Origin of the sequence: Pseudomonas sp. HN8-3, from assembly GCF_020790195.1 — a bacterium.
In the GTDB taxonomy this organism is placed as follows: Bacteria; Pseudomonadota; Gammaproteobacteria; order Pseudomonadales; family Pseudomonadaceae; genus Aquipseudomonas; species Aquipseudomonas synxantha_A.
Genome location: NZ_CP086206.1, coordinates 740,672 through 767,245 on the forward strand (window position 1 = coordinate 740,672; position 26,574 = coordinate 767,245).

The 26,574-nt window shown below is 58.6% G+C and carries 20 protein-coding genes, 2 tRNA genes and 2 rRNA genes; 12 read left to right on the forward strand and 12 right to left on the reverse strand.

All coding sequences use genetic code 11. From position 1 onward, the window contains the following. Positions 1 to 46: 46 nt before the first annotated feature. The 3 genes from cueR to LJX92_RS03200 form a co-directional block, all read right to left on the reverse strand. Positions 47 to 448, reverse strand: coding sequence for a Cu(I)-responsive transcriptional regulator (gene cueR, locus LJX92_RS03190; RefSeq protein WP_003188242.1), 402 nt, complete (start codon positions 446 to 448; stop codon positions 47 to 49). Next, positions 445 to 2,646, reverse strand: a complete 2,202-nt coding sequence (locus LJX92_RS03195; RefSeq protein ID WP_148854584.1) for a heavy metal translocating P-type ATPase — start codon at positions 2,644 to 2,646, stop codon at positions 445 to 447. Before LJX92_RS03195 ends, cueR begins: the two co-directional genes overlap by 4 nt. Before the next feature lie 66 nt (positions 2,647 to 2,712). Next, the gene (locus LJX92_RS03200) at positions 2,713 to 3,093 is read right to left on the reverse strand and encodes a hypothetical protein (RefSeq protein WP_032878074.1); all 381 of its coding nucleotides are present in this window, start codon (positions 3,091 to 3,093) and stop codon (positions 2,713 to 2,715) included. 147 nt (positions 3,094 to 3,240) lie between these two features. On the opposite strand from LJX92_RS03200, the gene LJX92_RS03205 reads away from it, so the two are divergent. Next, complete coding sequence (locus tag LJX92_RS03205; RefSeq protein ID WP_228309305.1) at positions 3,241 to 3,438, forward strand: heavy-metal-associated domain-containing protein; 198 nt, start codon at positions 3,241 to 3,243, stop codon at positions 3,436 to 3,438. Positions 3,439 to 3,526: 88 nt separating this feature from the next. Further along, complete coding sequence (locus tag LJX92_RS03210) at positions 3,527 to 4,720, forward strand: multidrug effflux MFS transporter (protein ID WP_032878072.1); 1,194 nt, start codon at positions 3,527 to 3,529, stop codon at positions 4,718 to 4,720. A gap of 8 nt (positions 4,721 to 4,728) precedes the next feature. Here the strand turns inward: LJX92_RS03210 and LJX92_RS03215 are convergent, their stop codons facing one another. Both LJX92_RS03215 and LJX92_RS03220 read right to left on the reverse strand, forming a co-directional pair. Beyond that, positions 4,729 to 4,911: a hypothetical protein gene (locus tag LJX92_RS03215; protein ID WP_032878071.1), complete on the reverse strand. Its 183-nt coding sequence runs from the start codon at positions 4,909 to 4,911 to the stop codon at positions 4,729 to 4,731. 146 nt (positions 4,912 to 5,057) lie between these two features. Beyond that, on the reverse strand, positions 5,058 to 6,071 hold the full coding sequence (locus LJX92_RS03220) for a zinc-binding alcohol dehydrogenase family protein (protein ID WP_005784471.1): 1,014 nt from the start codon (positions 6,069 to 6,071) through the stop codon (positions 5,058 to 5,060). A 133-nt stretch (positions 6,072 to 6,204) separates the two neighbouring features. Here LJX92_RS03220 and LJX92_RS03225 point away from each other — a divergent pair, with 133 nt between their 5' ends. From LJX92_RS03225 to LJX92_RS03235, 3 genes are all read left to right on the forward strand, one after another. Beyond that, positions 6,205 to 7,134 (forward strand): LysR family transcriptional regulator, encoded by a 930-nt coding sequence (locus tag LJX92_RS03225; RefSeq protein ID WP_032878069.1) that lies wholly within the window; start codon positions 6,205 to 6,207, stop codon positions 7,132 to 7,134. A 134-nt stretch (positions 7,135 to 7,268) separates the two neighbouring features. Then, the gene (locus LJX92_RS03230; RefSeq protein WP_032878068.1) at positions 7,269 to 7,955 is read left to right on the forward strand and encodes an ArsR/SmtB family transcription factor; all 687 of its coding nucleotides are present in this window, start codon (positions 7,269 to 7,271) and stop codon (positions 7,953 to 7,955) included. A gap of 101 nt (positions 7,956 to 8,056) precedes the next feature. After that, positions 8,057 to 9,427: an MFS transporter gene (locus LJX92_RS03235; protein ID WP_032878067.1), complete on the forward strand. Its 1,371-nt coding sequence runs from the start codon at positions 8,057 to 8,059 to the stop codon at positions 9,425 to 9,427. Positions 9,428 to 9,564: 137 nt separating this feature from the next. Here the strand turns inward: LJX92_RS03235 and LJX92_RS03240 are convergent, their stop codons facing one another. Further along, positions 9,565 to 10,518: an adenosine deaminase gene (locus LJX92_RS03240; RefSeq protein ID WP_005784479.1), complete on the reverse strand. Its 954-nt coding sequence runs from the start codon at positions 10,516 to 10,518 to the stop codon at positions 9,565 to 9,567. A gap of 193 nt (positions 10,519 to 10,711) precedes the next feature. Between LJX92_RS03240 and LJX92_RS03245 the strand changes: the two genes are divergently transcribed. Next, positions 10,712 to 11,803: a calcium:proton antiporter gene (locus tag LJX92_RS03245; protein WP_005784481.1), complete on the forward strand. Its 1,092-nt coding sequence runs from the start codon at positions 10,712 to 10,714 to the stop codon at positions 11,801 to 11,803. Between the two features lie 74 nt (positions 11,804 to 11,877). On the opposite strand, the gene LJX92_RS03250 is transcribed toward LJX92_RS03245, so the two are convergent. The 6 genes from LJX92_RS03250 to LJX92_RS03275 form a co-directional block, all read right to left on the reverse strand. Then, the gene (locus tag LJX92_RS03250; RefSeq protein WP_228309306.1) at positions 11,878 to 13,236 is read right to left on the reverse strand and encodes an 8-oxoguanine deaminase; all 1,359 of its coding nucleotides are present in this window, start codon (positions 13,234 to 13,236) and stop codon (positions 11,878 to 11,880) included. 244 nt (positions 13,237 to 13,480) lie between these two features. Then, the gene (locus LJX92_RS03255) at positions 13,481 to 14,167 is read right to left on the reverse strand and encodes an SDR family oxidoreductase (protein ID WP_005784485.1); all 687 of its coding nucleotides are present in this window, start codon (positions 14,165 to 14,167) and stop codon (positions 13,481 to 13,483) included. A 55-nt stretch (positions 14,168 to 14,222) separates the two neighbouring features. After that, the gene (locus LJX92_RS03260) at positions 14,223 to 14,804 is read right to left on the reverse strand and encodes an IMPACT family protein (RefSeq protein ID WP_032878063.1); all 582 of its coding nucleotides are present in this window, start codon (positions 14,802 to 14,804) and stop codon (positions 14,223 to 14,225) included. Positions 14,805 to 14,818: 14 nt separating this feature from the next. Next, complete coding sequence (locus LJX92_RS03265) at positions 14,819 to 15,478, reverse strand: TetR/AcrR family transcriptional regulator (protein WP_005784489.1); 660 nt, start codon at positions 15,476 to 15,478, stop codon at positions 14,819 to 14,821. A gap of 87 nt (positions 15,479 to 15,565) precedes the next feature. Further along, entirely contained in the window at positions 15,566 to 16,960 is a 1,395-nt protein-coding gene (locus LJX92_RS03270; protein ID WP_228309307.1) for a uracil-xanthine permease family protein, read from the reverse strand. Between the two features lie 87 nt (positions 16,961 to 17,047). Next, positions 17,048 to 17,968 (reverse strand): LysR family transcriptional regulator, encoded by a 921-nt coding sequence (locus LJX92_RS03275; protein ID WP_003188270.1) that lies wholly within the window; start codon positions 17,966 to 17,968, stop codon positions 17,048 to 17,050. A 126-nt stretch (positions 17,969 to 18,094) separates the two neighbouring features. On the opposite strand from LJX92_RS03275, the gene LJX92_RS03280 reads away from it, so the two are divergent. The 6 genes from LJX92_RS03280 (at position 18,095) to LJX92_RS03305 (ending at position 26,490) form a co-directional block, all read left to right on the forward strand. Next, the gene (locus LJX92_RS03280; RefSeq protein WP_078820209.1) at positions 18,095 to 19,444 is read left to right on the forward strand and encodes an aspartate aminotransferase family protein; all 1,350 of its coding nucleotides are present in this window, start codon (positions 18,095 to 18,097) and stop codon (positions 19,442 to 19,444) included. 39 nt (positions 19,445 to 19,483) lie between these two features. Next, on the forward strand, positions 19,484 to 20,977 hold the full coding sequence (locus LJX92_RS03285; protein WP_032878059.1) for a CoA-acylating methylmalonate-semialdehyde dehydrogenase: 1,494 nt from the start codon (positions 19,484 to 19,486) through the stop codon (positions 20,975 to 20,977). 572 nt (positions 20,978 to 21,549) lie between these two features. After that, positions 21,550 to 23,086: ribosomal RNA gene (locus LJX92_RS03290) — 16S ribosomal RNA — on the forward strand. An 82-nt stretch (positions 23,087 to 23,168) separates the two neighbouring features. Beyond that, a tRNA-Ile gene (locus tag LJX92_RS03295) sits at positions 23,169 to 23,245 on the forward strand. Positions 23,246 to 23,275: 30 nt separating this feature from the next. Then, positions 23,276 to 23,351, forward strand: a tRNA-Ala gene (locus tag LJX92_RS03300). 247 nt (positions 23,352 to 23,598) lie between these two features. Next, positions 23,599 to 26,490, forward strand: a 23S ribosomal RNA gene (locus LJX92_RS03305). The 16S and 23S rRNA genes sit together here with 2 tRNA genes alongside, the layout of an rRNA operon. Positions 26,491 to 26,574: the final 84 nt, after the last annotated feature.

Sequence of the window (26,574 nt, forward strand, 5' to 3'; positions counted from 1 at the left end):
GCAAGCCCCCTCCCACATTTGGATTTGCGTGTAGCCAGTTAGAGCATCAGGCACAGCAGTTCCCCGCCGCCAACTCCTTGAGTATCGGGCAATCGGGCCGATGATCGCCCTGGCAGTGCTCCATCAGGTCCTGCAGGGTGTCGCGCAGTTGCCCCAACTCGCGAATCTTGTGGTTGAGCTCGTCTATGTGCTGGCGCGCCAGGGCTTTTACGTCGGCGCTGGCCCGCTGCCGGTCTTCCCACAAGGTCAGCAGCTTGCCGACCTCTTCCAACGAAAACCCCAGGTCCCGCGAGCGCTTGATAAACGTCAGGGTGTGCAGGTCGTCGTGGCCATACACACGGTAGCCGCTATCGGTGCGATGGGCCGTTTTCAGCAGGCCGATGGATTCGTAGTAGCGAATCATCTTTGCACTCAGCCCGCTGGTGCGGGCGGCTTGGCCGATGTTCATGGGCGTTGATCCTCCAGGTCCTTGGGTTTCCAGGTTTTCAACAGCAGTGCATTGCTCACCACGCTGACGCTGGACAAGGCCATGGCAGCCCCAGCCAGTACCGGGTTGAGCAGGCCGAAGGCGGCCAGGGGAATGCCGATCAAGTTATACACAAAGGCCCAGAACAGATTCTGTCGAATTTTTGCATAAGTCTTGCGGCTGATCTCCAGCGCGGCCGGCACCAGGCGCGGGTCGCCGCGCATCAGGGTGATACCGGCGGCGTGCATGGCCACGTCGGTGCCGCCGCCCATGGCAATGCCGATATCGGCAGCGGCCAGCGCCGGGGCATCATTGATACCGTCGCCCACCATGGCCACCACCCCGGTTTTTTTCAGCTCGGCAACGGCGGCAGCTTTGTAAGCCGGCAGCACTTCGGCGTGCACGTCATCGATCCCCAACGCCTGCGCAACGACCCGTGCACTGCCGTGGTTATCGCCGGTAATCAGGTGGCTGCTGATGTGCTGCGCCTTGAGTTGTTGCACCGCCTCAAGTGCGCCGGGCTTGAGGGTGTCGCCAAACGCAAACAGGCCCAGCACACGCGGTTGCGCACCTTGCTCGATCAGCCAGGACAAGGTGCGGCCTTCGGCTTCCCATTCCTTGGCACGCTGAGCCAAATCGCCTGCGTCCAGACCGGTTTCCTCCAGCAGGCGTCGATTGCCAAGCGCCAGTGGGCGACCGTCCAGCGTACCGGCAATGCCGCGTCCGGTCAGGGATTGGCTGGCGCTCACATCGGCCACGTCCAGACCTTTCTCTTGGCAGGCATCCAGCACGGCTTTGGCCAGCGGGTGTTCACTGCCGCGTTGCAAGGCGCCGGCCTGTTGCAATAAGAGGGCTTCGTCGCCGTCTACCGCCGCCAGGTGCGCAATTTTCGGTGCGCCGGAGGTCAGGGTGCCGGTCTTGTCGAACACCACGGCGCTCACGGCATGGGCGCGTTCCAGGGCTTCGGCATCCTTGATCAGAATACCGTGGCGTGCTGCGACGCCGGTGCCGGCCATGATCGCGGTCGGCGTGGCCAGGCCCAGGGCACAAGGGCAGGCGATCACCAGCACGGCGACCGCATTGATGATCGCGGTTTCCAGCGATGCGCCATACAACCACCAGCCCACTACGGTGATCAGTGCCAATACCAACACGGCCGGTACGAACACCTGGCTGACTTTATCCACCAGTTTCTGGATCGGTGCCTTGGCGGCCTGGGCGTCTTCGACCAGGCGGATGATGCGCGCCAGCACGCTCTCCGCGCCCAGGGCCAGGGTGCGCACCAGCAAACGGCCTTCACCGTTGATGGCTCCACCGGTGACCGGGTCGCCGGGCTGTTTCGGCACCGGAAGGCTTTCGCCGCTGATCAGCGCTTCATCGGCATGGCTTTGGCCTTCCACCACCTCGCCGTCTACCGGGAAGCGTTCGCCGGGTTTGACCAGCACCAGGTCACCGTGCTTCAAGGCATTGATCGCGACGTCTTCTTCGCGGCCATCCAGCACGCGGATCGCCCGTTCCGGACGCAAGGCTTCAAGGGCGCGGATGGCGCTGGCGGTCTGGCGCTTGGCGCGGCTTTCCAGGTATTTGCCCAGCAGCACCAGAGCGATGACCACCGCTGAGGCTTCGAAGTACAGGTGCGGCGTCACGCCGGGGGCGGCGGTGAGCCATTCATAGATACTCAGGCCGTAGCCGGCGCTGGTGCCGATCGCCACCAGCAGGTCCATGTTGCCGGCGCCGGCGCGTACGGCTTTCCACGCGGCGACGTAAAAGCGGGCACCCAGAATAAATTGCACCGGTGTGGCCAGGGCGAACTGTATCCAGGCCGGGAGCATCCAGTGCAGGCCGAAGGGTTCTACCAGCATCGGCAGCACCAGGGGCAGCGCCAGCACAATCCCCGCCACCAGCGCCCAGCGTTCGCGGCGCAGGCGCCCGGCCTGGTCGGCTTCGGTGGCGGTTTCGCTTTGTGGCAGGGTGGCGGTGTAGCCGGCCTTGTCGACTGCGGCGATCAACACGCTGGCATCCATCGGGCCGAGCACTTCGATATGGGCGCGTTCGTTGGCCAGGTTGACGCTCACGCGTTGCACCCCCGGCACCTTGCCCAGCGCGCGTTCGACGCGGCCGGCACAGCTGGCGCAGGTCATGCCGCCGATGGGCAAGTCAAATGTGGTGGATCCATTCATGGGGCAGTCCTCCAGAAGAAGTTGCCACTAGGATCAACCTTAACCTGTGGGGAAGGTCAAGCGTCTTCAGTATTCCAATGCGGCAGGTTTGAGGTACATGCCGTCCTGGCCCTGGGCAATACGCAATTTGCGGACATCACCGGCTTTCAACGTAATGTTCTGCGCCGCCGGCGCCAGCATCCCTGGCTGGCAGCCCGGGGACTGGCCTGGCAATAGCTTGAGGCGCAGCGACACGTTACCTGCGGGCAGATTGAACGAGGTGGCTTGTTCCTGGAACAGGCGTCCGGCCAGTTGGTCCTGAAGATACAGGCCAATTTCGCAATTGGTGGGTACTTCCAGGCGTTCGCGGGAAATGATCAGCACCGCATAATCTTCAGCGGCGAGAGCCTGGGGCGCAGCGGCAGACAAGCTCATCAGGCCGGCAAGGGCAAAAAACGACCAGCGCATGGCGAATGCTCCATGGTTCACAGCGAGGAAAGTTGAAGCTTGGCCGACGTCGCCTGCGAATACCAGCCCGGCCGATTTTTTTGAAACTTGACCTTGCCATCATGGCAAGCTTGAGACTGGGTTCAACCTCATCAAAGGAGTCATGTCATGCAAATATTCAGCGTTGAAGGAATGACCTGTGGCCATTGCGTTAAAGCGGTGACCCAGGCGGTACAGAGCCAGGACCCGGCAGCGAGTGTCGAAGTAGATTTGGGCGCTAAAGAAGTGCGCGTGGCAAGCAGTCTGCCCTCGGATAAGGTCATCCAACTGATCACCGAGGAGGGCTACACCGCCAAACTGGCGTGATTTTTTCTGATCGTTAGCGACCTAACGTAATGTTCACGGCACCCAAGCGCGGCTAGACTGTCGAGCTGCCGACTCACTTGGGTGTCTGATGAACCTTCGCATAATCCTGATTCTGGGCGCCTTGAGCGCCTTCGCGCCGTTGGCGATCGACTTCTACCTGCCGGGCTTTCCGGCCATGGCCACGGCCTTTGCCACTGACGAAAAACATATCCAGTTAACCTTGGCGGTGTATTTCGCCGGCCTGGCTATCGGTCAATTGATCTACGGCCCGCTGGCTGACCGTTTCGGTCGGCGCGTGCCGCTGCTCAGCGGCGTCACCTTGTTTACCCTCGCATCCTTCGCCTGTGCCTACGCGCCGTCGCTGGAGTGGCTGATCGGCGCGCGTTTCGTGCAGGCCCTTGGCGGTTGTGCAGGCATGGTGATTTCCCGGGCGGTGGTCAGTGACAAGTGCGACGCGGTGGGCTCGGCCAAGGTGTATTCGCAACTGATGCTGGTCACCGGCCTGGCGCCGATCCTTGCGCCATTGGCGGGTGGGCTGATGGTCGGGGTGTGGGGCTGGCAATCGATTTTCCTGGCACTGTCGTTGTTCAGCGTGATGGCGGCTATTGCCGTGGCAGTCGGGTTGCCGGAAACCTTCCCGGCCGATCAGCCGCGCCAGCCATTGTCTGGTTCGTTGCGCCGCTACGGCTCGCTGTTGTCGGACCGCGTGTACCTGGGCTATGCCTTGACTGGCGGCATCTCGATTGCCGGGATGTTTGCCTACATCGCCGGCTCCCCCTTCGTATTTATCAAACTCTACGGCGTGCCTGCCGAGCATTACGGCTGGCTGTTCGGTTCCAACGCAGCCGGCTTTATCCTGGTGGCGCAGTTGAATGCGCGGTTGCTGGCCAAGCGTGGCCCGGCGTTTTTGCTGTCGCGTACGGTGTGGGTCTACGTGGCGGCAGCGTTGACGCTGCTGGGGATTGCCGCGCTGCGTACTGAGGCGCTGTGGCCGTTGCTGGTGCCGCTGTTTATCTGCATCGCCAGCCTGGGCTGCATTTTGCCGAACACCTCGGCCTGTGCCATGAGCGGGCAAGGCGCACGGGCGGGCAGTGCCTCGGCGTTGCTCGGGTGTATCCAGTTCGGCGTGGCGGCGGGTGCGGCGTCGCTGGTCGGCGTGTTGCATGATGGTACGGCGATGCCGATGGCCATGGTCATCAGCTTGTGCGGCGTGCTGGCGGTAACGATTGCAATGTCGACCCAGCGCCTGCAACGGGCAAGGGCCACGCAGGCGCAGGTCTGATAGACGGGTCAGCCAGCGGCAGAGCGCTGCTGGACGAGGGGGAAACGGTGGGGGGCCTGTATCCGCGCTTGCAGGGTGTCAACGAAGGCGCGGGCCTCGGCTTCACTGCGGAAGGTGATGGCTTCGCCGTCGAGACGAACCTGCCATTGGCTACCTGGGGATTTTGCTGACGCTTTTATCAGGATCTTCATTGCTGACTTCCTCGCGTAAAAGACTCGTGGCAAAGGCGGCCAATATAAACCCGAATCCCCTTAAAAATATGACAAGGGTCAACTCTCAGACTAATGGTGTCGTCCATTACTTACATGAATAACGGACGACACTGACAGTCGTTTTTTCAGAACCCTTCCAGCACGATCTTGCCCTTGGCCTTGCCGCTTTCCAGCAGCGCGTGGGCACGGCGCACATTGGCTGCATTGATCACACCGAAATGCTCGCCCACCGTGGTTTTCAGGGTGCCGGCGTCGATCAGATCGGCCACGCGGTTAAGCAGGTTGTGCTGCTCGATCATGTCGGGCGTCTCGAACATCGAGCGGGTGTACATGAACTCCCAGTGCAGCGACAGGCTCTTGCGCTTGAGCTTGCTTACATCCAGCGCCTTGGGGTCGTCGATCAACGCCAGCTTGCCTTGGGGTTGCAGCGCTTCCACCAGTTGATCCAGGTGATGCTCGGTTTGGGTCAGGCTGGCGACGTGGGTCACTTGCCCAAGGCCTGCCTGTTTCAGCGCTTCGCTCAGCGGCTGGCTGTGGTCGATCACTACGTGGGCGCCCAAGGCTTTGGCCCATTCCTGAGTCTCGGGGCGCGAGGCGGTACCGATGACTTTCAGCGCCGTGAGTTGGTTGGCCAGTTGGGTCAGGATCGACCCCACGCCGCCGGCAGCGCCGACGATCAGCAGGCTCTGGCCGTGATCTTCCTTGCCTTCGGGTATTTGCAAACGTTCAAACAGCAGCTCCCACGCGGTGATAGCGGTCAACGGCAGCGCGGCCGCTTCGGCAAACCCCAGGCTTTTGGGCATATGGCCGACGATGCGTTCATCGACCGTATGCAGTTCGCTGTTGCCGCCTGGGCGCACCAGGGAGCCGGCGTAGAACACCTTGTCACCGGCTTTGAACAGCGTCACATCGCTGCCGACCGCCTTGACCACACCGGCCACGTCCCAGCCCAACACCTTGGCGTCGCCATTTTCCGGGGCGACGTTGTGGCGCACCTTGGTGTCCACCGGGTTGACCGAGATGGCTTTGACTTCCACCAGCAGGTCGCGCGGGCCGGCCACGGGCTCCGGCAGCTCTATATCTTGCAGGGATTTTGGGTCGTTGATCGGCAATGACGTGTAGTAGGCAATGGCTTTCATGAGGGCTCCAGTAAAAGGTCTGAGTGATATAGCTAAGAACGGGATGGGCAGATGATTGGCTATTTCCTACGCAGATAAAAGCGGCTAAAACAGCAGTCTGTTTCAACCAAATTTTGATAATTGGCGGAATTCCATGCTGCGTTTTGATGATTTGCAGTTGTTTGTACGTGCTGCGGACCTGGGCAGCCTGTCGGCGGCGGCACGGGTGATGGACCTGTCACCGGCAGTGGCCAGCGCCGCGCTCAAGCGTATCGAACAACAGCTGGGCACGCGTTTGCTGGCGCGCTCCACCCGCAGCCTGCGCCTGACTGCCGAAGGCGAGGGCTTCCTGGAATATGCGCGTGCGTCATTAAGTGCGCTGGACGATGGCCGGCGCTTATTGGCCAGTGGCCAGGATCATGTGAGCGGCGTGCTGCAATTGTCGGCGCCGTCGGATTTTGGTCGCAACCAGCTGTTGCCGTGGCTGGATGAGTTCCAGCAGCAACACCCGCAACTGAACGTGCGCCTGTTGCTGGGCGATCGCATTGCCGACCTGTTCCGCCAGCCAGTGGACATAGCCCTGCGCTATGGTGAACCCGAAGATTCCAGCCTGGTGGCTCTGCCCATCGCCCCGGACAATATTCGTGTGCTGTGCGCCGCGCCGAGCTACCTCGCCCGGCATGGCGAACCCCAGCATCTGGAGCAACTGGCCCAGCACAATTGCCTGCTGTACATGCTCGGCAGCCGGGTGCATGACCATTGGGGGTTTTATGACGGCAAGCGCCACGTGAGCCTGACAGTCAGTGGTGACCGGTTCAGTGATGACGCCGATGTGGTGCGGCGCTGGGCGGTGGCGGGCATGGGCATCGCTTACAAATCCTGGTTGGATATCAGCACCGACGTGCTGGCCGGGCGCTTGCGTTTGATCCTGCCGCAGCTGCAGGGCGAGCGCACACCGCTCAACTTGCTATGTGCCCATCGTGCGCAATTGAGCAAACCCATCAATCTGCTGCGGGAGATGCTCGTGTCCCGCTGTGCGACCTTGACGGCGCAACGACCGGGGCGAACGGCGACTGGGCAATAGCCTGCGTAATGATCGGAAATTTCACTCATACCCTGTCCTGATCCGAGCTGTCGGAGGCCGCGGAACCTGCTGCGTGCGCACCTATACTTTGGCGTCAACCGCAGCAGAAAAATGGTCTTACAGGGAGTGAATACATGGAAGCAGCACCTTGCATCAGTCAGATCGCCAGCTTGCTTGCCGAGCCCAAACGCACGGCCATGCTCTGGGCCCTGATGGACGGTTCGGCGAAGTCTTCAGAAGAGCTGGCAACGCTGGCCGGGTTGTCGCCGGCGTCGGCCAATGCCCATTTGGCGCGGCTGACCGGCAGCGGTTTGCTGCGGACCGAGGCCCGACGTGGCAAGCGCTTGTTTCGCGTGGCGGCTGCGGATGTGAGTGCCGCCATTGATGCGCTGGCCAGCACCACCATGGCCAGCGCGGCGCGCAGCACACCGCAAGCCTTGCCGCCGGCACTGATGGCACCGCAGTTGTTGCGCCGTGCCCGCTGGTGTCACGGCCATCTCGGCGGCGAGTTGGCGGCGCAGTTGTATCAACGGATGCTTGAGGCCGGATGGTTCGAGCGCCATGAGCAGCGTACCGAGGTTACGGTCAAGGGCGCGCAGCATTTGGCGGACCTGGGGATTTTTATCCAGGCCCTGGCAGCGCCGCTGGTGTGCGACTGTTTCGACTGGAGCCAGCAGCAACCGCATCTGGGCGGAGCATTGGGGGCGGGGTTGATGCAGCTGTTTCTGCAGGCCAACTGGATCAGCGTGATCAACGAGTCGCGTGCCTTGTCAGTCAACGAGGCAGGGCTCAGGGAGATCAGCCGGCTGGCGGCACGTTAAGCGCGTCGTTCAGAGCTGCAATCAGGTCGCATCCAGCAATAGCCAGGACAAACGATGCCGCACACTCGCCAAGGGGGATTTTTCATACGGGGGGATGCGGCATGGTCAGGCAGGGTTATAGCGCAGCACAGCGGCTGGAACGGTTGCCCATCAGCGGTTACCACCGAGTCATCTTCATCATCATTGCCTTGGCGTTTTTCTTCGACTCCATGGACTTGGCAATGATGACCTTTCTGTTGGGCTCGATCAAAACCGAGTTTGGCTTGAGCACGGCCCAGGCCGGGTTGCTGGCCAGTTCGAGTTTTTTCGGCATGGTGGTGGGTGCTTCTCTTTCTGGAATGCTCGCGGATCGCTTTGGGCGCAAACCGGTGTTTCAGTGGAGCATCGTGTTGTGGGGCGTTGCCAGTTACCTGTGCTCCACGGCGCAGACGGTGGAGGCGTTGACGTTGTTTCGGATCCTGTTGGGTATTGGCATGGGCATGGAGTTTCCTATTGCTCAGTCGATGCTGTCGGAGTTGATTCCCGCCAAACGGCGCGGGCGTTACATCGCGTTGATGGATGGTTTCTGGCCGTTGGGCTTTGTAGCCGCCGGGGTGCTGTCGTACTTTTTGCTGCCGGTGATTGGTTGGCGCGACATCTTCCTGGTGTTGGCGGTACCGGCGGTGTTTGTGTTGGCCATCCGCTTCTTTATTCCAGAGTCGCCGCGTTGGCTGGAACAGGCCGGGCGCCACGAAGCGGCGGACAAGGTATTGCTGGGTATCGAGCAGAAGGTACGCGACTCCCTGGGCCGCGCCGATTTGCCGGAGCCGATGGCCCTGCCATGGGTAGAGAGTACGCCGGGTACATTCTTTTCCGCGTTCCAGCAGCTGTGGTCGGCGCAGTACCGCCAACGCACGATGATGATCTGGAGCGTGTGGTTCTTTGCCTTGCTCGGGTTCTACGGGCTGACGTCGTGGTTGAGCGCGCTATTGCAGCAATCGGGTTTCGCCGTGACCCAGTCGGTGTATTACACGGTGATCATTTCCCTGGGCGGGATCCCCGGCTTTTTGATGGCGGCCTGGCTGGTCGAGCGCTGGGGGCGTAAACCGGTGTGCGTCGTGACGCTGCTGGGTGGCGGGGTGATGGCGTTTCTGTATGGGCAAAGTGCTGTGTTTGGCGGCAATGTGGCCCTGCTGATCACCTCCGGGTTGTTGATGCAGTTTTTCCTGTTTGGCATGTGGGCGGTGCTGTACACCTACACGCCGGAGCTATATCCCACTTCGGCGCGAGCTACAGGTTCCGGATTTGCGTCAGCAATTGGCCGCGTAGGCTCGTTGCTGGGGCCGTTGGTGACCGGGTTGGTATTTCCGATAACCGGGCAGGGCGGGGTATTTGCCTTGGGGGCGTTGTGCTTTGCCGTGGCGGCGCTGGTGGTGTGGGTGTTCGGGATGGAGACCAAGGGCAAGACGCTGGAAGAGCTCACCCAAATCTAAAGGTCAGCGCAAAACCTATGTGGGAGGGGGCTTGCTCCCGATGAGGGAGTGTCAGTAAACACATCTGTGACTGACCCACCGCCATCGGGGGCAAGCCCCCTCCCACATTTAGCCTGCATTCGTTCAATGATGGCCGGTTATGGCTTTACGAGCCGCGCATCCAGGCTGTTCTGCGCCAGGCGTTTGGCCTGGTCCTGGGTCATGCCCAGGGAGGTATGCAGCGCGTGGAAGTTCTCGGTGACATAACCGCCGAAGTAGGCCGGGTCGTCCGAGTTCACGGTGACTTTCACGCCACGTTCGAGCATGTCGAGGATGTTGTGCTGGGCCATGTCGTCGAACACGCAGAGTTTGGTGTTGGACAGCGGGCATACCGTCAGCGGGATCTGTTCGTCGATGATGCGCTGCATCAAGCGTTCATCTTCAATGGCACGCACGCCGTGGTCGATACGCTGGATTTTCAGCAGGTCGAGCGCTTCCCAGATGTACTCGGGCGGGCCTTCTTCGCCGGCGTGGGCGACGGTGAGGAAGCCTTCGTGGCGGGCACGGTCGAACACGCGCTGGAACTTGCTCGGCGGGTGACCCATTTCCGAGCTGTCCAGGCCCACGGCCACGAACGCGTCACGGAACGGCAGGGCCTGGTCGAGAGTTTTCTCGGCTTCGGCTTCGCTCAGGTGGCGCAGGAAGCTGAGGATCAAGCCGCTGGTGATGCCCAGTTGCTGCTCGCCATCTTTAAGCGCAGCGGCGATGCCGTTCAGCACGACTTCGAACGGGATGCCACGGTCGGTGTGGGTTTGTGGATCGAAGAACGGTTCGGTGTGGATCACGTTTTGGGCTTTGCAGCGCAGCAGGTAGGCCCAGGTCAGGTCGTAGAAATCCTGGGACGTGCGTAGCACATCGGCACCTTTGTAATACAGGTCGAGAAACTCTTGCAGGTTGTTGAAGGCGTAGGCCTTGCGCAGGGTGTCGACGTCGTTCCACGGCAGCGCAATCTTGTTGCGCTCGGCCAGGGCGAACAGCAACTCAGGCTCCAGCGAACCCTCCAGGTGCAGGTGCAGTTCAGCCTTGGGCAGGGCGTTGAGCCAATCGTACATAGTTAAAATCTCATCAGGTGCAATGGCGGCATTCTACAGGCCATGGCTGAAATAATCGGCAAAACCTGACCAGCAGGAGAGTATTTGTGTCACTCACGCAAGGGTGAGGTGAACTAAGGTGTAACGAAACGTTAGCGGCTTGGCGCAGTCTGTACCCCATCAATGACTGATTCGCTGCACGAAAAGGCCCGTAATGCTCACACACCTCAAGCAAGAAAAATTCATGCTGCTGGCGCTGATTGCCGCCATTGCGGCTTATCCGCTGGAGCACTGGATGCTCCACAGTGGGCAACTGGTGGCCCTGCTGGCCGGTGCTGCGCTGATTGCGTTTATCGTAATGGCCTCAATGCGCGTAGCCCACCACGCCGAGCAGTTGGCAGAAAAGGTTGGCGACCCCTACGGCACCATGATCCTGACCCTCGCGGCCGTGTTGGTGGAAGTGGTGATCCTGGCGATCATGATGAGCAACGAGCCATCGCCCACCCTGGTGCGCGATACCATTTACTCGGCGGTGATGCTGGATATCAACGGTATTCTCGGCCTGGCCGCCTTGATGGGGGGCATCAAGCATGGGGAACAGTCCTACAACGATGACTCAGCGCGCACCTACAGCGTGATGATCCTCACCGCCATGGGCGTGTCGATGGTGGTACCGGAATTTATCCCCGAGGCCGATTGGAAAATTTACTCGGCCTTCACCATTGGCGCGATGGTGGTGCTCTACACCTTGTTCCTGAGGATGCAGGTAGGCCCACACAGTTATTTCTTCAGCTACAGCTACCCGGAAAAACGCCGCAAGAAATCAACCGAAGAAGAACACACACCGCCCGTTAACCTCGCGTTCTCGATAGGCACGTTGGTGTTTGGCGTGATTGTGATTGGCGCGTTGGCCGAGGTGATGTCCAAAACCCTGGATCTGGGCCTGGAAGGCACGGGCGCGCCGCCGGTGATCACGGCGATTGTGGTGGCGGCTATCTCGGCCGCGCCAGAAATTCTGACGGCATTGCGCGCTGCATTGGCCAACCGTATGCAGTCGGTGGTGAATATCGCGTTGGGTGCTTCGTTGTCTACGGTGATCCTGACGGTGCCGGTGATGGAAGCCATGGCGCTCTATAGCGGCCAGCCGTTCCAGATGGCGATGACGCCGGTGCAGACGGTGATGGTGTTTATCACGCTGATTGTCAGCGCGATCAACCTCAACGATGGCGAGACGAATGCCATTGAAGGGATGACTCATTTTGTGTTGTTTGCGACTTTTATCATGTTGTCGCTGCTGGGGCTGTAACTGTTTTTGATGACGCCGTAGACCCAATGTGGGAGCGAGCAGGCCCCCCTCCCACATTTTGATCGGCGTCTGGCTCAGGTGCCGGCGATGAGTTGGCGAGCCGCCTGGGTGTGATCGGCGATCAAGCCTTTCAGGTCCAGGCCTTCGACTTGGCCGTCGATCACCCGCCACTGGCCGCCGATCATCACTCGATCCGCCCGATCTGCACCGCACAACAGCAGCGCTGAAATCGGATCGTGGCTACCGGAGAAGCGCAGCTCATCAAGTTTGAACAATGCCAGGTCAGCCTGCTTGCCTACGGCCAATTCACCGATGTCCGTTCGGCCCAGCAACTGTGCCGAACCTTTGGTTGCCCAGCCCAGCACGCCTTCTGGGGTGATCTTTTCTGCGCCATAACTCAGGCGCTGAATGTACAGGGCCTGACGCGCTTCAAGGATCATGTTCGAGGCATCGTTGGACGCCGAGCCGTCCACGCCCAGCCCGATGGGCGCGCCGGCGGCAAGCAGGTCCAGGGTCGGGCAGATACCGGAAGCCAGGCGCATGTTGGAGCTTGGGCAGTGGCAGATCCCCGTACCGGCGGCACCCAGGCGTGCGATTTCATCCGGGTTGAAGTGAATGCCATGGGCCAGCCAGGTACGTGGGCCGAGCCAGCCGACGCTGTCGAGATAATCCACGGTACGCAGGCCGAAGCGTTGCAGGCAGAAGTCTTCTTCGTCGAGGGTTTCCGCCAAGTGGGTATGCAGGCGCACATCCAGACGGTTGGCCAATTCGGCGCTGGCTTGCATGATCTCGGGGGTGACGGAAAACGGCGAGCACGGAGCCAGGGCAATCTGAATCTGCGCGCCGTCACCCCGCTCGTGATATTCGCGGATCAGGCGCTGGCTGTCGTCAAGAATGACCTGGCCTTGTTGCACGGTCTGCTGCGGTGGCAGGCCGCCATCGGCTTCGCCCAGGCTCATGGAGCCGCGGGTGAGCATGGCGCGCATCCCCAGTTCGCGCACGCTGGCTACCTGCACATCAATGGCGTTTTCCAAACCATCGGGGAACAGGTAGTGGTGGTCGGCCGCCGTGGTGCAGCCCGACAGCAGCAATTCAGCCAGGGCGACTTTGCTGGCTAGGGCGAGTTTTTCCGGGGTAAGCCGCGCCCATACCGGGTACAGCGTTTTCAGCCAGGGAAACAGTGGCTGGTTGACCACCGGGCCCCAGGCGCGGGTGAGGGTTTGATAGAAATGATGGTGAGTGTTGATCAGCCCGGGCAGGACCACATGTTCGCGAGCATCGAACACCTGCGTGCAGGGTTGTGCCGGTTCTTGGCCCTGGGCCAGTAATTCGGTGATCACACCGTCTTGCAGCACCAGGCCGCCACGGGCGTCGAGGCCATTGGCAGTGAAAATCGCGAGGGGGTTTTTTAACCAGATACGGGTCGCAGGCATTGGCCGGCTCCTCTGAATGATGGGTTCAGGTTTGCCAGCTCAGTGTTGCCCTGTCTGCTGATCCAGGGTCGCCGGGGAGGGCGAGGGGGCTAGATTACGTGTAGTTCATTACGGGGTCTAGCTGTAGGAGCAGGGACAGAGTGGGAGGGGGGCTTGCTCCCGATAGCGGTGGGCCAGTCCACACAGCATTGACTGACACTCAGCCATCGGGAGCAAGCCCCCTTCCACAGGTTGATCGGTGTATTTACCAGGCGATGGTGTCGCCCTTGTAGTCCACGAAGTGATGGCCGCCCTTGCCGGTGTAGGCATTTACTTGATCCACCAGGCCGCGCACGCTGGTGTCGACGTCGATATGTGCGTTCTCTCCGCCCATGTCGGTTTTCACCCAGCCCGGATGCAGCGACAGAACCGTCGGCTTGTGGTCGCCCAACTGGGTGATAAAGCTGTTGGTCATTGAGTTGAGGGCAGCCTTGCTGGCCTTGTACAGCGCCAGGTCCGAACCGTCGGGAATGGTCACGCTGCCCAGCACCGAACTCATGAACGCCAGCACGCCGGTGTCTTTGCGGATCTGCCCGACAAAGCGCTGGGCCAGGTTGATCGGCGCCACGGCGTTGGTGAAAAACAGCTGGCCGACCTCTGCGAGGGTGGCGTGGCCTGGCTCCTGGTTCGCCGGGCCCTTGACGCCAGCGTTGACGAACAGCAGGTCGAAGGTGCGGTCTTTCAAGCGTTGGGCCAGGGCGATCACGGCTTGCTGATCATCCATATCCAATTTCTCGATCTGCACCGGGCCCACGGCTTTGAGGGCATCGGCCTTGTGCGGATCACGCACGGTGGCGGTGACGTCCCAGCCATCCTGGAGCAGTTGCTTGACCAGGCCAAGGCCCAGCCCGCGCGAGGCGCCGATGATCAGTGCGGTTTTTGGCGTAGACATGAAGGCTTCCTTTGAAGTCGCGGTTCAGGGAGTTCAGCGCCTAACAGTAGCAGTTTCAGCGTTGCAGCAGGATGCGCCCACGGCTCAGGTCGGCGAGCTGGGTTTGCAGGGTGTCGATGTGTGCCCCTGCCAGCGCAAGGTGTAGCTCCACGCCGTTGGCGGTGAAGGTTTCTTCCAGCACTAAACCGCCGAGTTCGGCGACGCGCAGCTTCACCAGGTTCAGCTCGGAGAACCCACAGGCGCAGCTCAGGGGCACACGGCTGATCAGTTCGATACGCTCGGCATTTTGCAGGCATTTGTTTGCGCCACCACCGTAGGCACGGGCGAGTCCGCCCGTACCCAATTGAATGCCGCCGTACCAGCGGATCACCAGCACCGCGACCTGATCGAACCCCTGGGCCTCGATAGCCGCGAGGATCGGTCGCCCGGCGGTGCCACCGGGTTCGCCGTCGTCGTTGCTGCGGTATTGATCGCCCAGCTTCCAGGCCCAGCAGTTGTGCGTGGCGTTCAGGTCGCTGTGCTGCTCGAAAAACGCCTGGGCGTCCTGCGGGCTGGTGATCGGCACCGCCAAGGTGATAAAGCGGCTTTTGCGTATTTCTTCACGAAATTCGCAAAAGCCTGTCAGCGTAAAAGACATAACTCGCTTCGTTTTTATAGGGCCGGCTTGATGCCGCAGCCTTTGAGAATGATATGGATCAGGTTGGTGCCGGCGTCTTCCATGTCCTGCTTGGTCAGCTTGGTGCGACCGGTGACGCGGCAGATCTGGGTGGCGAAGTCGGCGTAGTGCTGGGTGCTGCCCCACAGCAGGAAGATCAAGTGCACGGGATCGACGGGGTCCATTTTGCCGGCGTCGATCCACGCCTGGAACACCGCGGCTCGGCCACTGAACCAGGCGCGATAGTCCTGACCGAAATATTCGGTGAGGCATTCGCCGCCGCTGATGATCTCCATGGCGAAGATCCGCGAGGCTTGTGGTTGGCGCCGCGAGAACTCCATCTTGGTGCGGATGTAGCGCGCAAGCGCCACGGCCGGGTCATCCTCGGCGGTCAACGCGTTGAAGGTGCTGTCCCATAATTCGAGGATATTGCTGAGCACCGCGATATACAGGCCCAGCTTGTTGGTGAAGTAGTAGTGCAAGTTGGCCTTGGGCAGCCCGGCACTGGCAGCGATGGTGTTCATGCTGGTGCCTTTGTAGCCATGGCGGGCGAATTCATCTTCAGCAGCCTGGAGAATAGCTTGTTCGTTCTTTTGCCGAATGCGGCTGGCGGGTTTACCGGCGTGGTTGCTGTGGGCAGGAACTTCGAGGCTCATGGAGGTTTCCGTGCTGATCGATAAAGGCGACGTGTGCACAGATAACCCACCCTCAAGCCTCAGACAAGTCCCGATGCAATAAAACCGTCAAAGCGGCTCCAGGCTTTCGCTTTGCGCTGTTGGGTTTGTAGCGCATGTACTCACCTTGGCTTCCGGCAGCAACAGGCACAATACGATGGCGGTGAGGCCGCCGCTGGTGATGGCCGAGTCGAACAGGTTCTGTACCAGTGTCGGCATCAGGTGCAGCAAGTTGGGTTGAGCGGCGATACCCAGGCCGACGCCAAACGAGGTGGCAATGATCAACATGCTGCGTCGATCCAGCGGCGCCTGGGCGAGGATACGCACGCCGGCGGCGGCCACGCTGCCGAACATCACCAGGGTCGCGCCGCCCAGCACCGGCTTGGGGATTTGCTGCAGTACGGCGCCGATCAATGGAAACAGGCCCAGACAGAACAGCAGCACACCGATATACAAACCGACGTAACGGCTGGCCACGCCGGTGAGCTGGATCACGCCATTGTTCTGGGCAAAGGTGGTGTTGGGGAACGCGCTGAAGGTGGCGGCAATCATGCAGCTCACGCCATCGCCCAGCACGCCGCCCTTGAGCCGGCTTATATAAGATGCACCGCTGATGGGTTGGCGGGCGATCATGCAATTGGCCGTGAGGTCGCCGACGGTTTCGATGCTGCTGATCAGATAAATCAGCGCAATCGGCAGGAAAGCGCTCCAGTCAAAGTTGAAACCAAATCGGAACGGCATCGGCAGGCTGATCAAGGGCAAGTCGGGCAGGGCTTGGGGCACCAGTTTACCGCTGAACCACGCCGCGAGGCTCCCCAGGGCCAGGCCGATGATAATGGCGCTCAAGCGTACCCACGGGGTATTGGAGCGGTTGAGCAGGATGATTGTCAGTACCACGAACAGGCCGAGTGCCAGGTTCGCAGGGGCGCCGAAGTCTGGCGCATTAAAACCGCCGCCGAGGTCGGTAATCCCCACTTTGATCAGGCTGATGCCGATCAACGTGATGACGATCCCCGTTACAAGGGGGGTGATGACACGACGCAGTTGGCCAATGAAGCGGCTCAACACGATCTGTACCGCCGCGCCGAAGAAGCACACGCCGAAGATCATCGCCAGAATGTCTTCCGGGCTGCCGCCGCGTTGCTTGACTAGAAAGCCTGCCGCCAACACCGCGCCGAGAAACGCAAAGCTAGTGCCTTGCAGGCAGATCATACCGGCGCCGATACCATACGGCCTGCGTGCCTGGATGAACGTGCCTACGCCGGACACCATCAGCGCCATGCTGATCAGATAGGGCAGGTGGGCGGTGAGGCCGAGCGTGGAGCCGATGATCAGCGGCGGAGTAATGATGCCGACGAACGCCGCCAGCACATGTTGTAGTGCTGCCAATAGAGCCGGCAGTGGTTTGGGGCGGTCGTTGAGGCCGTAGATCAGGTCGCTGGGGCTGGCAGATTCTGGTGGCATGGCGGGTAGACTCGAGGCGGACGGTTCAAGGTCCTTGTGCCTTGCAAAAAGCTGTCCATGTGCTCAGCTTTTTGCGTGAGGCCCGAGTTAGCGCGTCGCGGCCAGGCTTTCAAGGAAACTTTCCAGCACCAAATGAGGGCGCCGGCCTTTGCGTGTGACCGATGCCAGGCTCAAATCGTAAAAACGTGTAGCCGGTTTCAGCGCGCGCAGTCGGCCTTGTTGCACCCACAGGCTGGCGTAGTGATCGGGCAAGTAGCCGATATAGCGGCCAGTGAGGATCAGGAACGCCATGCCTTCACGGTCCGAAGCGCTGGCCGTGCAGTTGAGCGCCTGGTAGTGGGCCTGGATCTCTGCGGGGAGGCGAAAGGTAGGGGCGATGGCGTCCTGGCTGTCGATGCGCTCGTCATCGAGTTGTTTGTTGTCGGCATAAAACAGCGGGTGCCCGACCGCGCAATAAAGCAGTGAGCGCTCGCTGTACAGCGGTTGGTATTCCAGACCCGACAGGGCGCTGGCCTGGGGCACCACGCCGACATGCAGGCGGCCATCAAGTACACCTTGTTCTACTTCATTGGGGGCGATCATGCGGATCTGGATCTGCACGTCCGGGCCGCGCTCCTTCAACTGCGCCAGTGCGTGGGTGATGCGCATATGCGGCAGGGTGACGAGGTTGTCGGTGAGGCCGATGATCAACTCGCCGCGCAAATGCTGGTGCAGGCCGTTGACCTCGGTGCGAAAGCTTTCCAGGGCGCTCAACAATTGCAGGGCTGACTGATAAACCTCGCGGCCTTCCTCCGTCAGGGAAAAACCGGCGCGGCCGCGTTGGCAAAGTCTGAGGCCGAGCCGCTGCTCCAGGTCGCTCATCTGCTGGCTGATGGCCGAGCGGCCGATGCCGAGCACGGTCTCTGCCGCCGAGAAGCCGCCGCATTCCACCACGCTGCGAAAGATGCGCAGCAAGCGAATGTCGAAGTCGCTGACTTGGGCCAAAGGGTCGGGACGACGGCTGCTCATAGTTTAGTGAAGTCCTGACTGAAGGTTAGAAGAGTTGGATTTCACCGACTTTATCCCCGTGGCAATTTAGCTGCAACAACGCTTTTTCAATCCCGACGCTGCCTGTTGCCCTGCGAGGTTTTGCTGATGAACATGCCCGAAAACGCCCCATCGTCCCTGGCCAGCCAACTCAAGCTGGATGCGCACTGGATGCCCTACACCGCCAACCGCAACTTCCAGCGCGACCCGCGCCTGATCGTGGCCGCTGAAGGCAGTTGGTTGACCGATGACAAGGGGCGCAAGGTTTATGATTCGTTGTCGGGCCTGTGGACCTGTGGCGCCGGGCATACGCGCAAGGAAATCCAGGAGGCGGTCGCCAAGCAATTGGGCACCTTGGACTACTCCCCAGGCTTCCAATACGGTCATCCGTTGTCCTTTCAGTTGGCGGAAAAGATCACCGACCTGACCCCAGGCAACCTGAATCATGTGTTCTTCACCGATTCGGGCTCTGAATGTGCCGATACGGCGGTGAAGATGGTGCGGGCCTACTGGCGCCTCAAAGGTCAGGCCACCAAGACCAAGATGATTGGTCGCGCCCGTGGTTACCACGGTGTGAACATCGCTGGTACCAGCCTGGGCGGTGTGAACGGTAACCGTAAGCTGTTTGGCCAGGCGATGATGGATGTCGACCACCTGCCTCACACCTTGCTGACCAGCAACGCCTTCTCCCGGGGCATGCCGGAGCAGGGCGGTATTGCCTTGGCCGATGAGTTGCTCAAGCTGATCGAGCTGCATGACGCGTCGAACATCGCAGCCGTGTTTGTCGAGCCGATGGCCGGTTCAGCTGGCGTATTGGTGCCACCGCAGGGTTATCTCAAGCGCCTGCGCGAAATTTGCGACCAGCACAATATCCTTTTGGTGTTCGACGAGGTGATCACCGGCTTCGGCCGTACCGGCTCGATGTTCGGTGCCGACAGTTTTGGCGTGACCCCGGACCTGATGTGTATCGCCAAGCAGGTCACCAATGGCGCTATTCCGATGGGCGCGGTGATTGCCAGCAGCGAGATCTACCAGACCTTCATGAATCAGGCGACGCCGGAATACGCCGTGGAATTCCCCCACGGCTACACCTACTCGGCGCACCCGGTGGCTTGCGCGGCAGGCTTGGCGGCATTGGACCTGTTGCAGAAAGAAAACCTGGTGCAGAGCGTAGCCGAAGTCGCACCGCACTTTGAGAATGCGCTGCACGGTTTGAAGGGCAGCAAGAATGTGATCGACATTCGCAACTACGGCCTGGCCGGTGCTATCCAGATTGCCCCGCGTGATGGGGATGCCATCGTGCGCCCATTCGAGGCCGGCATGGCATTGTGGAAGGCCGGTTTCTATGTGCGTTTTGGCGGCGACACCCTGCAGTTCGGGCCAACCTTCAACAGCAAGCCGCAGGACCTGGACCGTCTGTTTGACGCGGTCGGCGAAGTGCTGAACAAGATCGACTGATTTCTCCTTCTATATAGAACAATTTTTCAGGAGCCCTGCATGAGCCTTATCCAGCATTTGATCAACGGTGAGCTGGTCAACGACAGCGGTCGTAGTGCCGACGTCTATAACCCGTCTACCGGCCAGGTGATTCACCAGGTGCCGTTGGCCAGCCGTGAAACCATTCAACAGGCGATTGACTCAGCCAAGGCGGCGTTTCCGGCCTGGCGCAATACGCCTCCGGCCAAGCGTGCCCAGGTGATGTTCCGTTTCAAGCAGTTGCTGGAGCAAAACGAAGCACGTATCTCGCAGTTGATCAGTGAGGAGCATGGCAAGACCCTGGAAGACGCGGCGGGTGAACTCAAGCGTGGGATCGAGAACGTGGAGTACGCGTGCTCGGCACCGGAGATTCTCAAGGGCGAATACAGCCGCAACGTGGGGCCGAACATTGATGCCTGGTCGGACTTCCAGCCGCTAGGCGTGGTGGCGGGTATCACCCCGTTCAACTTCCCGGCGATGGTGCCGTTGTGGATGTACCCGCTGGCGATTGTGTGCGGTAACTGTTTCATCCTCAAACCTTCGGAGCGTGATCCGAGTTCTACGTTGTTGATCGCGCAACTGTTGCAGGAGGCTGGGCTGCCTAAAGGCGTACTGAGTGTGGTGCACGGCGACAAAGGCGCGGTGGACGCATTGATTCAAGCGCCGGAAGTTAAAGCCTTGAGCTTTGTAGGCTCGACGCCGATTGCCGAGTACATCTATAGCGAAGCGACCAAGCGCGGCAAGCGTGTGCAAGCGTTGGGCGGGGCGAAGAACCATGCGGTGCTGATGCCGGATGCAGACCTGGACAACGCCGTGAGTGCCTTGATGGGCGCGGCTTATGGTTCTTGCGGCGAGCGTTGCATGGCGATTTCGGTGGCGGTGTGCGTGGGCGACCAGGTGGCGGACGCGTTGATCGCTAAGCTGGTGCCGCAGGTCAAGGCGTTGAAGATCGGCGCGGGCACCTCCTGTGGCCTGGATATGGGCCCGTTGGTGACGGGGCAGGCACGAGATAAGGTCAGTGGCTATATAGAAGAGGGTGTTTCGGCGGGTGCAGAGCTGGTCGTTGATGGTCGCGGCTTGAGCATTGCCGGGCATGAACAAGGATTTTTCCTTGGCGGCAGTCTGTTCGACCGCGTTACCCCCGAGATGCGGATCTATAAAGAAGAGATCTTTGGGCCAGTGTTGTGCGTGGTCCGGGTGGATAGCCTGGAAGCGGCGATGCAACTGATCAACGATCATGAATACGGCAACGGTACCTGCATCTTCACGCGTGACGGTGAAGCAGCGCGGCTGTTCTGTGATGAGATTGAGGTCGGCATGGTAGGGGTTAACGTACCGTTGCCGGTGCCGGTTGCGTATCACAGCTTCGGTGGCTGGAAGCGCTCTCTGTTTGGCGACTTGCACGCCTATGGGCCGGACGGGGTGCGTTTCTATACCCGTCGCAAGGCGATCACTCAGCGTTGGCCGCAACGGGCCAGTCATGAAGCGTCGCAGTTCGCCTTCCCTAGTCTGTAAGACTCGATAAGCGAAAGCCGGCCCCCTTGGGGCCGGCTTTCGCGTTTCTAAGGCATTTTCGACCGATATGACAGAAATGTGAAAAAGAAGGTTGACGGCAGATTCTGGAAGCCTATAATTCGCCCCACTTCCGGCGCAGTCGAAACGGAAAACTCCTTGGTAAACAATGAGTTACGTGGTTTTCGGCAGCAAGTTGCTTCAGCTCATCGAAGCCAAAAGGAAGTTGAAAAAGAGGTGTTGACAGCAGCGTGTAACGCTGTAGAATTCGCCTCCCGCTTCGGAGAGATCTTAAGCGCAAGTGGTTGAAGTTGTTGAAGAAATCTTCGAAAGCTTCTGAAAATAATCACTTGACAGCAAATGAGGCTGCTGTAGAATGCGCGCCTCGGTTGAGACGAAAGATCTTAACCAACCGCTCTTTAACAACTGAATCAAGCAATTCGTGTGGGTGCTTGTGGAGTCAGACTGATAGTCAACAAGATTATCAGCATCACAAGTTACTCCGCGAGAAATCAAAGATGTAACCAACGATTGCTGAGCCAAGTTTAGGGTTTCTTAAAAACCCAAAGATGTTTGAACTGAAGAGTTTGATCATGGCTCAGATTGAACGCTGGCGGCAGGCCTAACACATGCAAGTCGAGCGGTAGAGAGAAGCTTGCTTCTCTTGAGAGCGGCGGACGGGTGAGTAATGCCTAGGAATCTGCCTGGTAGTGGGGGATAACGTTCGGAAACGGACGCTAATACCGCATACGTCCTACGGGAGAAAGCAGGGGACCTTCGGGCCTTGCGCTATCAGATGAGCCTAGGTCGGATTAGCTAGTTGGTGGGGTAATGGCTCACCAAGGCGACGATCCGTAACTGGTCTGAGAGGATGATCAGTCACACTGGAACTGAGACACGGTCCAGACTCCTACGGGAGGCAGCAGTGGGGAATATTGGACAATGGGCGAAAGCCTGATCCAGCCATGCCGCGTGTGTGAAGAAGGTCTTCGGATTGTAAAGCACTTTAAGTTGGGAGGAAGGGTTGTAGATTAATACTCTGCAATTTTGACGTTACCGACAGAATAAGCACCGGCTAACTCTGTGCCAGCAGCCGCGGTAATACAGAGGGTGCAAGCGTTAATCGGAATTACTGGGCGTAAAGCGCGCGTAGGTGGTTTGTTAAGTTGGATGTGAAATCCCCGGGCTCAACCTGGGAACTGCATTCAAAACTGACTGACTAGAGTATGGTAGAGGGTGGTGGAATTTCCTGTGTAGCGGTGAAATGCGTAGATATAGGAAGGAACACCAGTGGCGAAGGCGACCACCTGGACTAATACTGACACTGAGGTGCGAAAGCGTGGGGAGCAAACAGGATTAGATACCCTGGTAGTCCACGCCGTAAACGATGTCAACTAGCCGTTGGAAGCCTTGAGCTTTTAGTGGCGCAGCTAACGCATTAAGTTGACCGCCTGGGGAGTACGGCCGCAAGGTTAAAACTCAAATGAATTGACGGGGGCCCGCACAAGCGGTGGAGCATGTGGTTTAATTCGAAGCAACGCGAAGAACCTTACCAGGCCTTGACATCCAATGAACTTTCCAGAGATGGATTGGTGCCTTCGGGAGCATTGAGACAGGTGCTGCATGGCTGTCGTCAGCTCGTGTCGTGAGATGTTGGGTTAAGTCCCGTAACGAGCGCAACCCTTGTCCTTAGTTACCAGCACGTAATGGTGGGCACTCTAAGGAGACTGCCGGTGACAAACCGGAGGAAGGTGGGGATGACGTCAAGTCATCATGGCCCTTACGGCCTGGGCTACACACGTGCTACAATGGTCGGTACAGAGGGTTGCCAAGCCGCGAGGTGGAGCTAATCCCATAAAACCGATCGTAGTCCGGATCGCAGTCTGCAACTCGACTGCGTGAAGTCGGAATCGCTAGTAATCGCGAATCAGAATGTCGCGGTGAATACGTTCCCGGGCCTTGTACACACCGCCCGTCACACCATGGGAGTGGGTTGCACCAGAAGTAGCTAGTCTAACCTTCGGGAGGACGGTTACCACGGTGTGATTCATGACTGGGGTGAAGTCGTAACAAGGTAGCCGTAGGGGAACCTGCGGCTGGATCACCTCCTTAATCGACGACATCAGCTGCTCCATAAGTTCCCACACGAATTGCTTGATTCATTGAAGAAGACGAAAAGAAGCAGCCCGAAATTGGGTCTGTAGCTCAGTTGGTTAGAGCGCACCCCTGATAAGGGTGAGGTCGGCAGTTCGAATCTGCCCAGACCCACCAATTTTGTGTGGGAAACGCCTGTAGAAATACGGGGCCATAGCTCAGCTGGGAGAGCGCCTGCCTTGCACGCAGGAGGTCAACGGTTCGATCCCGTTTGGCTCCACCACTACTGCTTCTGTTTGTATAAAGCTTAGAAATGAGCATTCCATCGTTGTGATGGTGAATGTTGATTTCTAGTCTTTGACTAGTTCGTTCTTTAAAAATTTGGGTATGTGATAGAAAGATAGACTGAACGTTACTTTCACTGGTAACGGATCAGGCTAAGGTAAAATTTGTGAGTTCTCTTAATCGAGAAATTCGAATTTTCGGCGAATGTTGTCTTCATAGTATAACCAGATTGCTTGGGGTTATATGGTCAAGTGAAGAAGCGCATACGGTGGATGCCTTGGCAGTCAGAGGCGATGAAAGACGTGGTAGCCTGCGAAAAGCTTCGGGGAGTCGGCAAACAGACTTTGATCCGGAGATGTCTGAATGGGGGAACCCAGCCATCATAAGATGGTTATCTTGTACTGAATACATAGGTGCAAGAGGCGAACCAGGGGAACTGAAACATCTAAGTACCCTGAGGAAAAGAAATCAACCGAGATTCCCTTAGTAGTGGCGAGCGAACGGGGACTAGCCCTTAAGTGGCTTTGAGATTAGCGGAACGCTCTGGAAAGTGCGGCCATAGTGGGTGATAGCCCTGTACGCGAAAATCTCTTAGTCATGAAATCGAGTAGGACGGAGCACGAGAAACTTTGTCTGAATATGGGGGGACCATCCTCCAAGGCTAAATACTACTGACTGACCGATAGTGAACTAGTACCGTGAGGGAAAGGCGAAAAGAACCCCGGAGAGGGGAGTGAAATAGATCCTGAAACCGTATGCGTACAAGCAGTGGGAGCCCACTTTGTTGGGTGACTGCGTACCTTTTGTATAATGGGTCAGCGACTTATTTTCAGTGGCGAGCTTAACCGAATAGGGGAGGCGTAGCGAAAGCGAGTCTTAATAGGGCGTCTAGTCGCTGGGAATAGACCCGAAACCGGGCGATCTATCCATGGGCAGGTTGAAGGTTGGGTAACACTAACTGGAGGACCGAACCGACTACCGTTGAAAAGTTAGCGGATGACCTGTGGATCGGAGTGAAAGGCTAATCAAGCTCGGAGATAGCTGGTTCTCCTCGAAAGCTATTTAGGTAGCGCCTCATGTATCACTGTAGGGGGTAGAGCACTGTTTCGGCTAGGGGGTCATCCCGACTTACCAAACCGATGCAAACTCCGAATACCTACAAGTGCCGAGCATGGGAGACACACGGCGGGTGCTAACGTCCGTCGTGAAAAGGGAAACAACCCAGACCGTCAGCTAAGGTCCCAAAGTTATGGTTAAGTGGGAAACGATGTGGGAAGGCTTAGACAGCTAGGAGGTTGGCTTAGAAGCAGCCACCCTTTAAAGAAAGCGTAATAGCTCACTAGTCGAGTCGGCCTGCGCGGAAGATGTAACGGGGCTCAAACCATACACCGAAGCTACGGGTATCACGTAAGTGATGCGGTAGAGGAGCGTTCTGTAAGCCTGTGAAGGTGAGTTGAGAAGCTTGCTGGAGGTATCAGAAGTGCGAATGCTGACATGAGTAACGACAATGGGTGTGAAAAACACCCACGCCGAAAGACCAAGGTTTCCTGCGCAACGTTAATCGACGCAGGGTTAGTCGGTCCCTAAGGCGAGGCTGAAAAGCGTAGTCGATGGAAAACAGGTTAATATTCCTGTACTTCTGGTTATTGCGATGGAGGGACGGAGAAGGCTAGGCCAGCTTGGCGTTGGTTGTCCAAGTTTAAGGTGGTAGGCTGGAATCTTAGGTAAATCCGGGATTCTAAGGCCGAGAGCTGATGACGAGTTAACTTTTAGTTAACGAAGTGGTTGATGCCATGCTTCCAAGAAAAGCTTCTAAGCTTCAGGTAACCAGGAACCGTACCCCAAACCGACACAGGTGGTTGGGTAGAGAATACCAAGGCGCTTGAGAGAACTCGGGTGAAGGAACTAGGCAAAATGGCACCGTAACTTCGGGAGAAGGTGCGCCGGTGAGGGTGAAGGACTTGCTCCGTAAGCTCATGCCGGTCGAAGATACCAGGCCGCTGCGACTGTTTATTAAAAACACAGCACTCTGCAAACACGAAAGTGGACGTATAGGGTGTGACGCCTGCCCGGTGCCGGAAGGTTAATTGATGGGGTTAGCTAACGCGAAGCTCTTGATCGAAGCCCCGGTAAACGGCGGCCGTAACTATAACGGTCCTAAGGTAGCGAAATTCCTTGTCGGGTAAGTTCCGACCTGCACGAATGGCGTAACGATGGCGGCGCTGTCTCCACCCGAGACTCAGTGAAATTGAAATCGCTGTGAAGATGCAGTGTATCCGCGGCTAGACGGAAAGACCCCGTGAACCTTTACTATAGCTTTGCACTGGACTTTGAATTTGCTTGTGTAGGATAGGTGGGAGGCTTTGAAGCGTGGACGCCAGTCTGCGTGGAGCCAACCTTGAAATACCACCCTGGCAACTTTGAGGTTCTAACTCAGGTCCGTTATCCGGATCGAGGACAGTGTATGGTGGGTAGTTTGACTGGGGCGGTCTCCTCCTAAAGAGTAACGGAGGAGTACGAAGGTGCGCTCAGACCGGTCGGAAATCGGTCGTAGAGTATAAAGGCAAAAGCGCGCTTGACTGCGAGACAGACACGTCGAGCAGGTACGAAAGTAGGTCTTAGTGATCCGGTGGTTCTGTATGGAAGGGCCATCGCTCAACGGATAAAAGGTACTCCGGGGATAACAGGCTGATACCGCCCAAGAGTTCATATCGACGGCGGTGTTTGGCACCTCGATGTCGGCTCATCACATCCTGGGGCTGAAGCCGGTCCCAAGGGTATGGCTGTTCGCCATTTAAAGTGGTACGCGAGCTGGGTTTAGAACGTCGTGAGACAGTTCGGTCCCTATCTGCCGTGGACGTTTGAGATTTGAGAGGGGCTGCTCCTAGTACGAGAGGACCGGAGTGGACGAACCTCTGGTGTTCCGGTTGTCACGCCAGTGGCATTGCCGGGTAGCTATGTTCGGAATAGATAACCGCTGAAAGCATCTAAGCGGGAAACTAGCCTCAAGATGAGATCTCACTGGAACCTTGAGTTCCCTGAAGGGCCGTCGAAGACTACGACGTTGATAGGTTGGGTGTGTAAGCGCTGTGAGGCGTTGAGCTAACCAATACTAATTGCCCGTGAGGCTTGACCATATAACACCCAAGCAATTTGCATGCTCTGAGCTGAAAAGCGAAAGAGACCAGATTGCGGTGTGTGAAGACGAAAATGAACCGAAA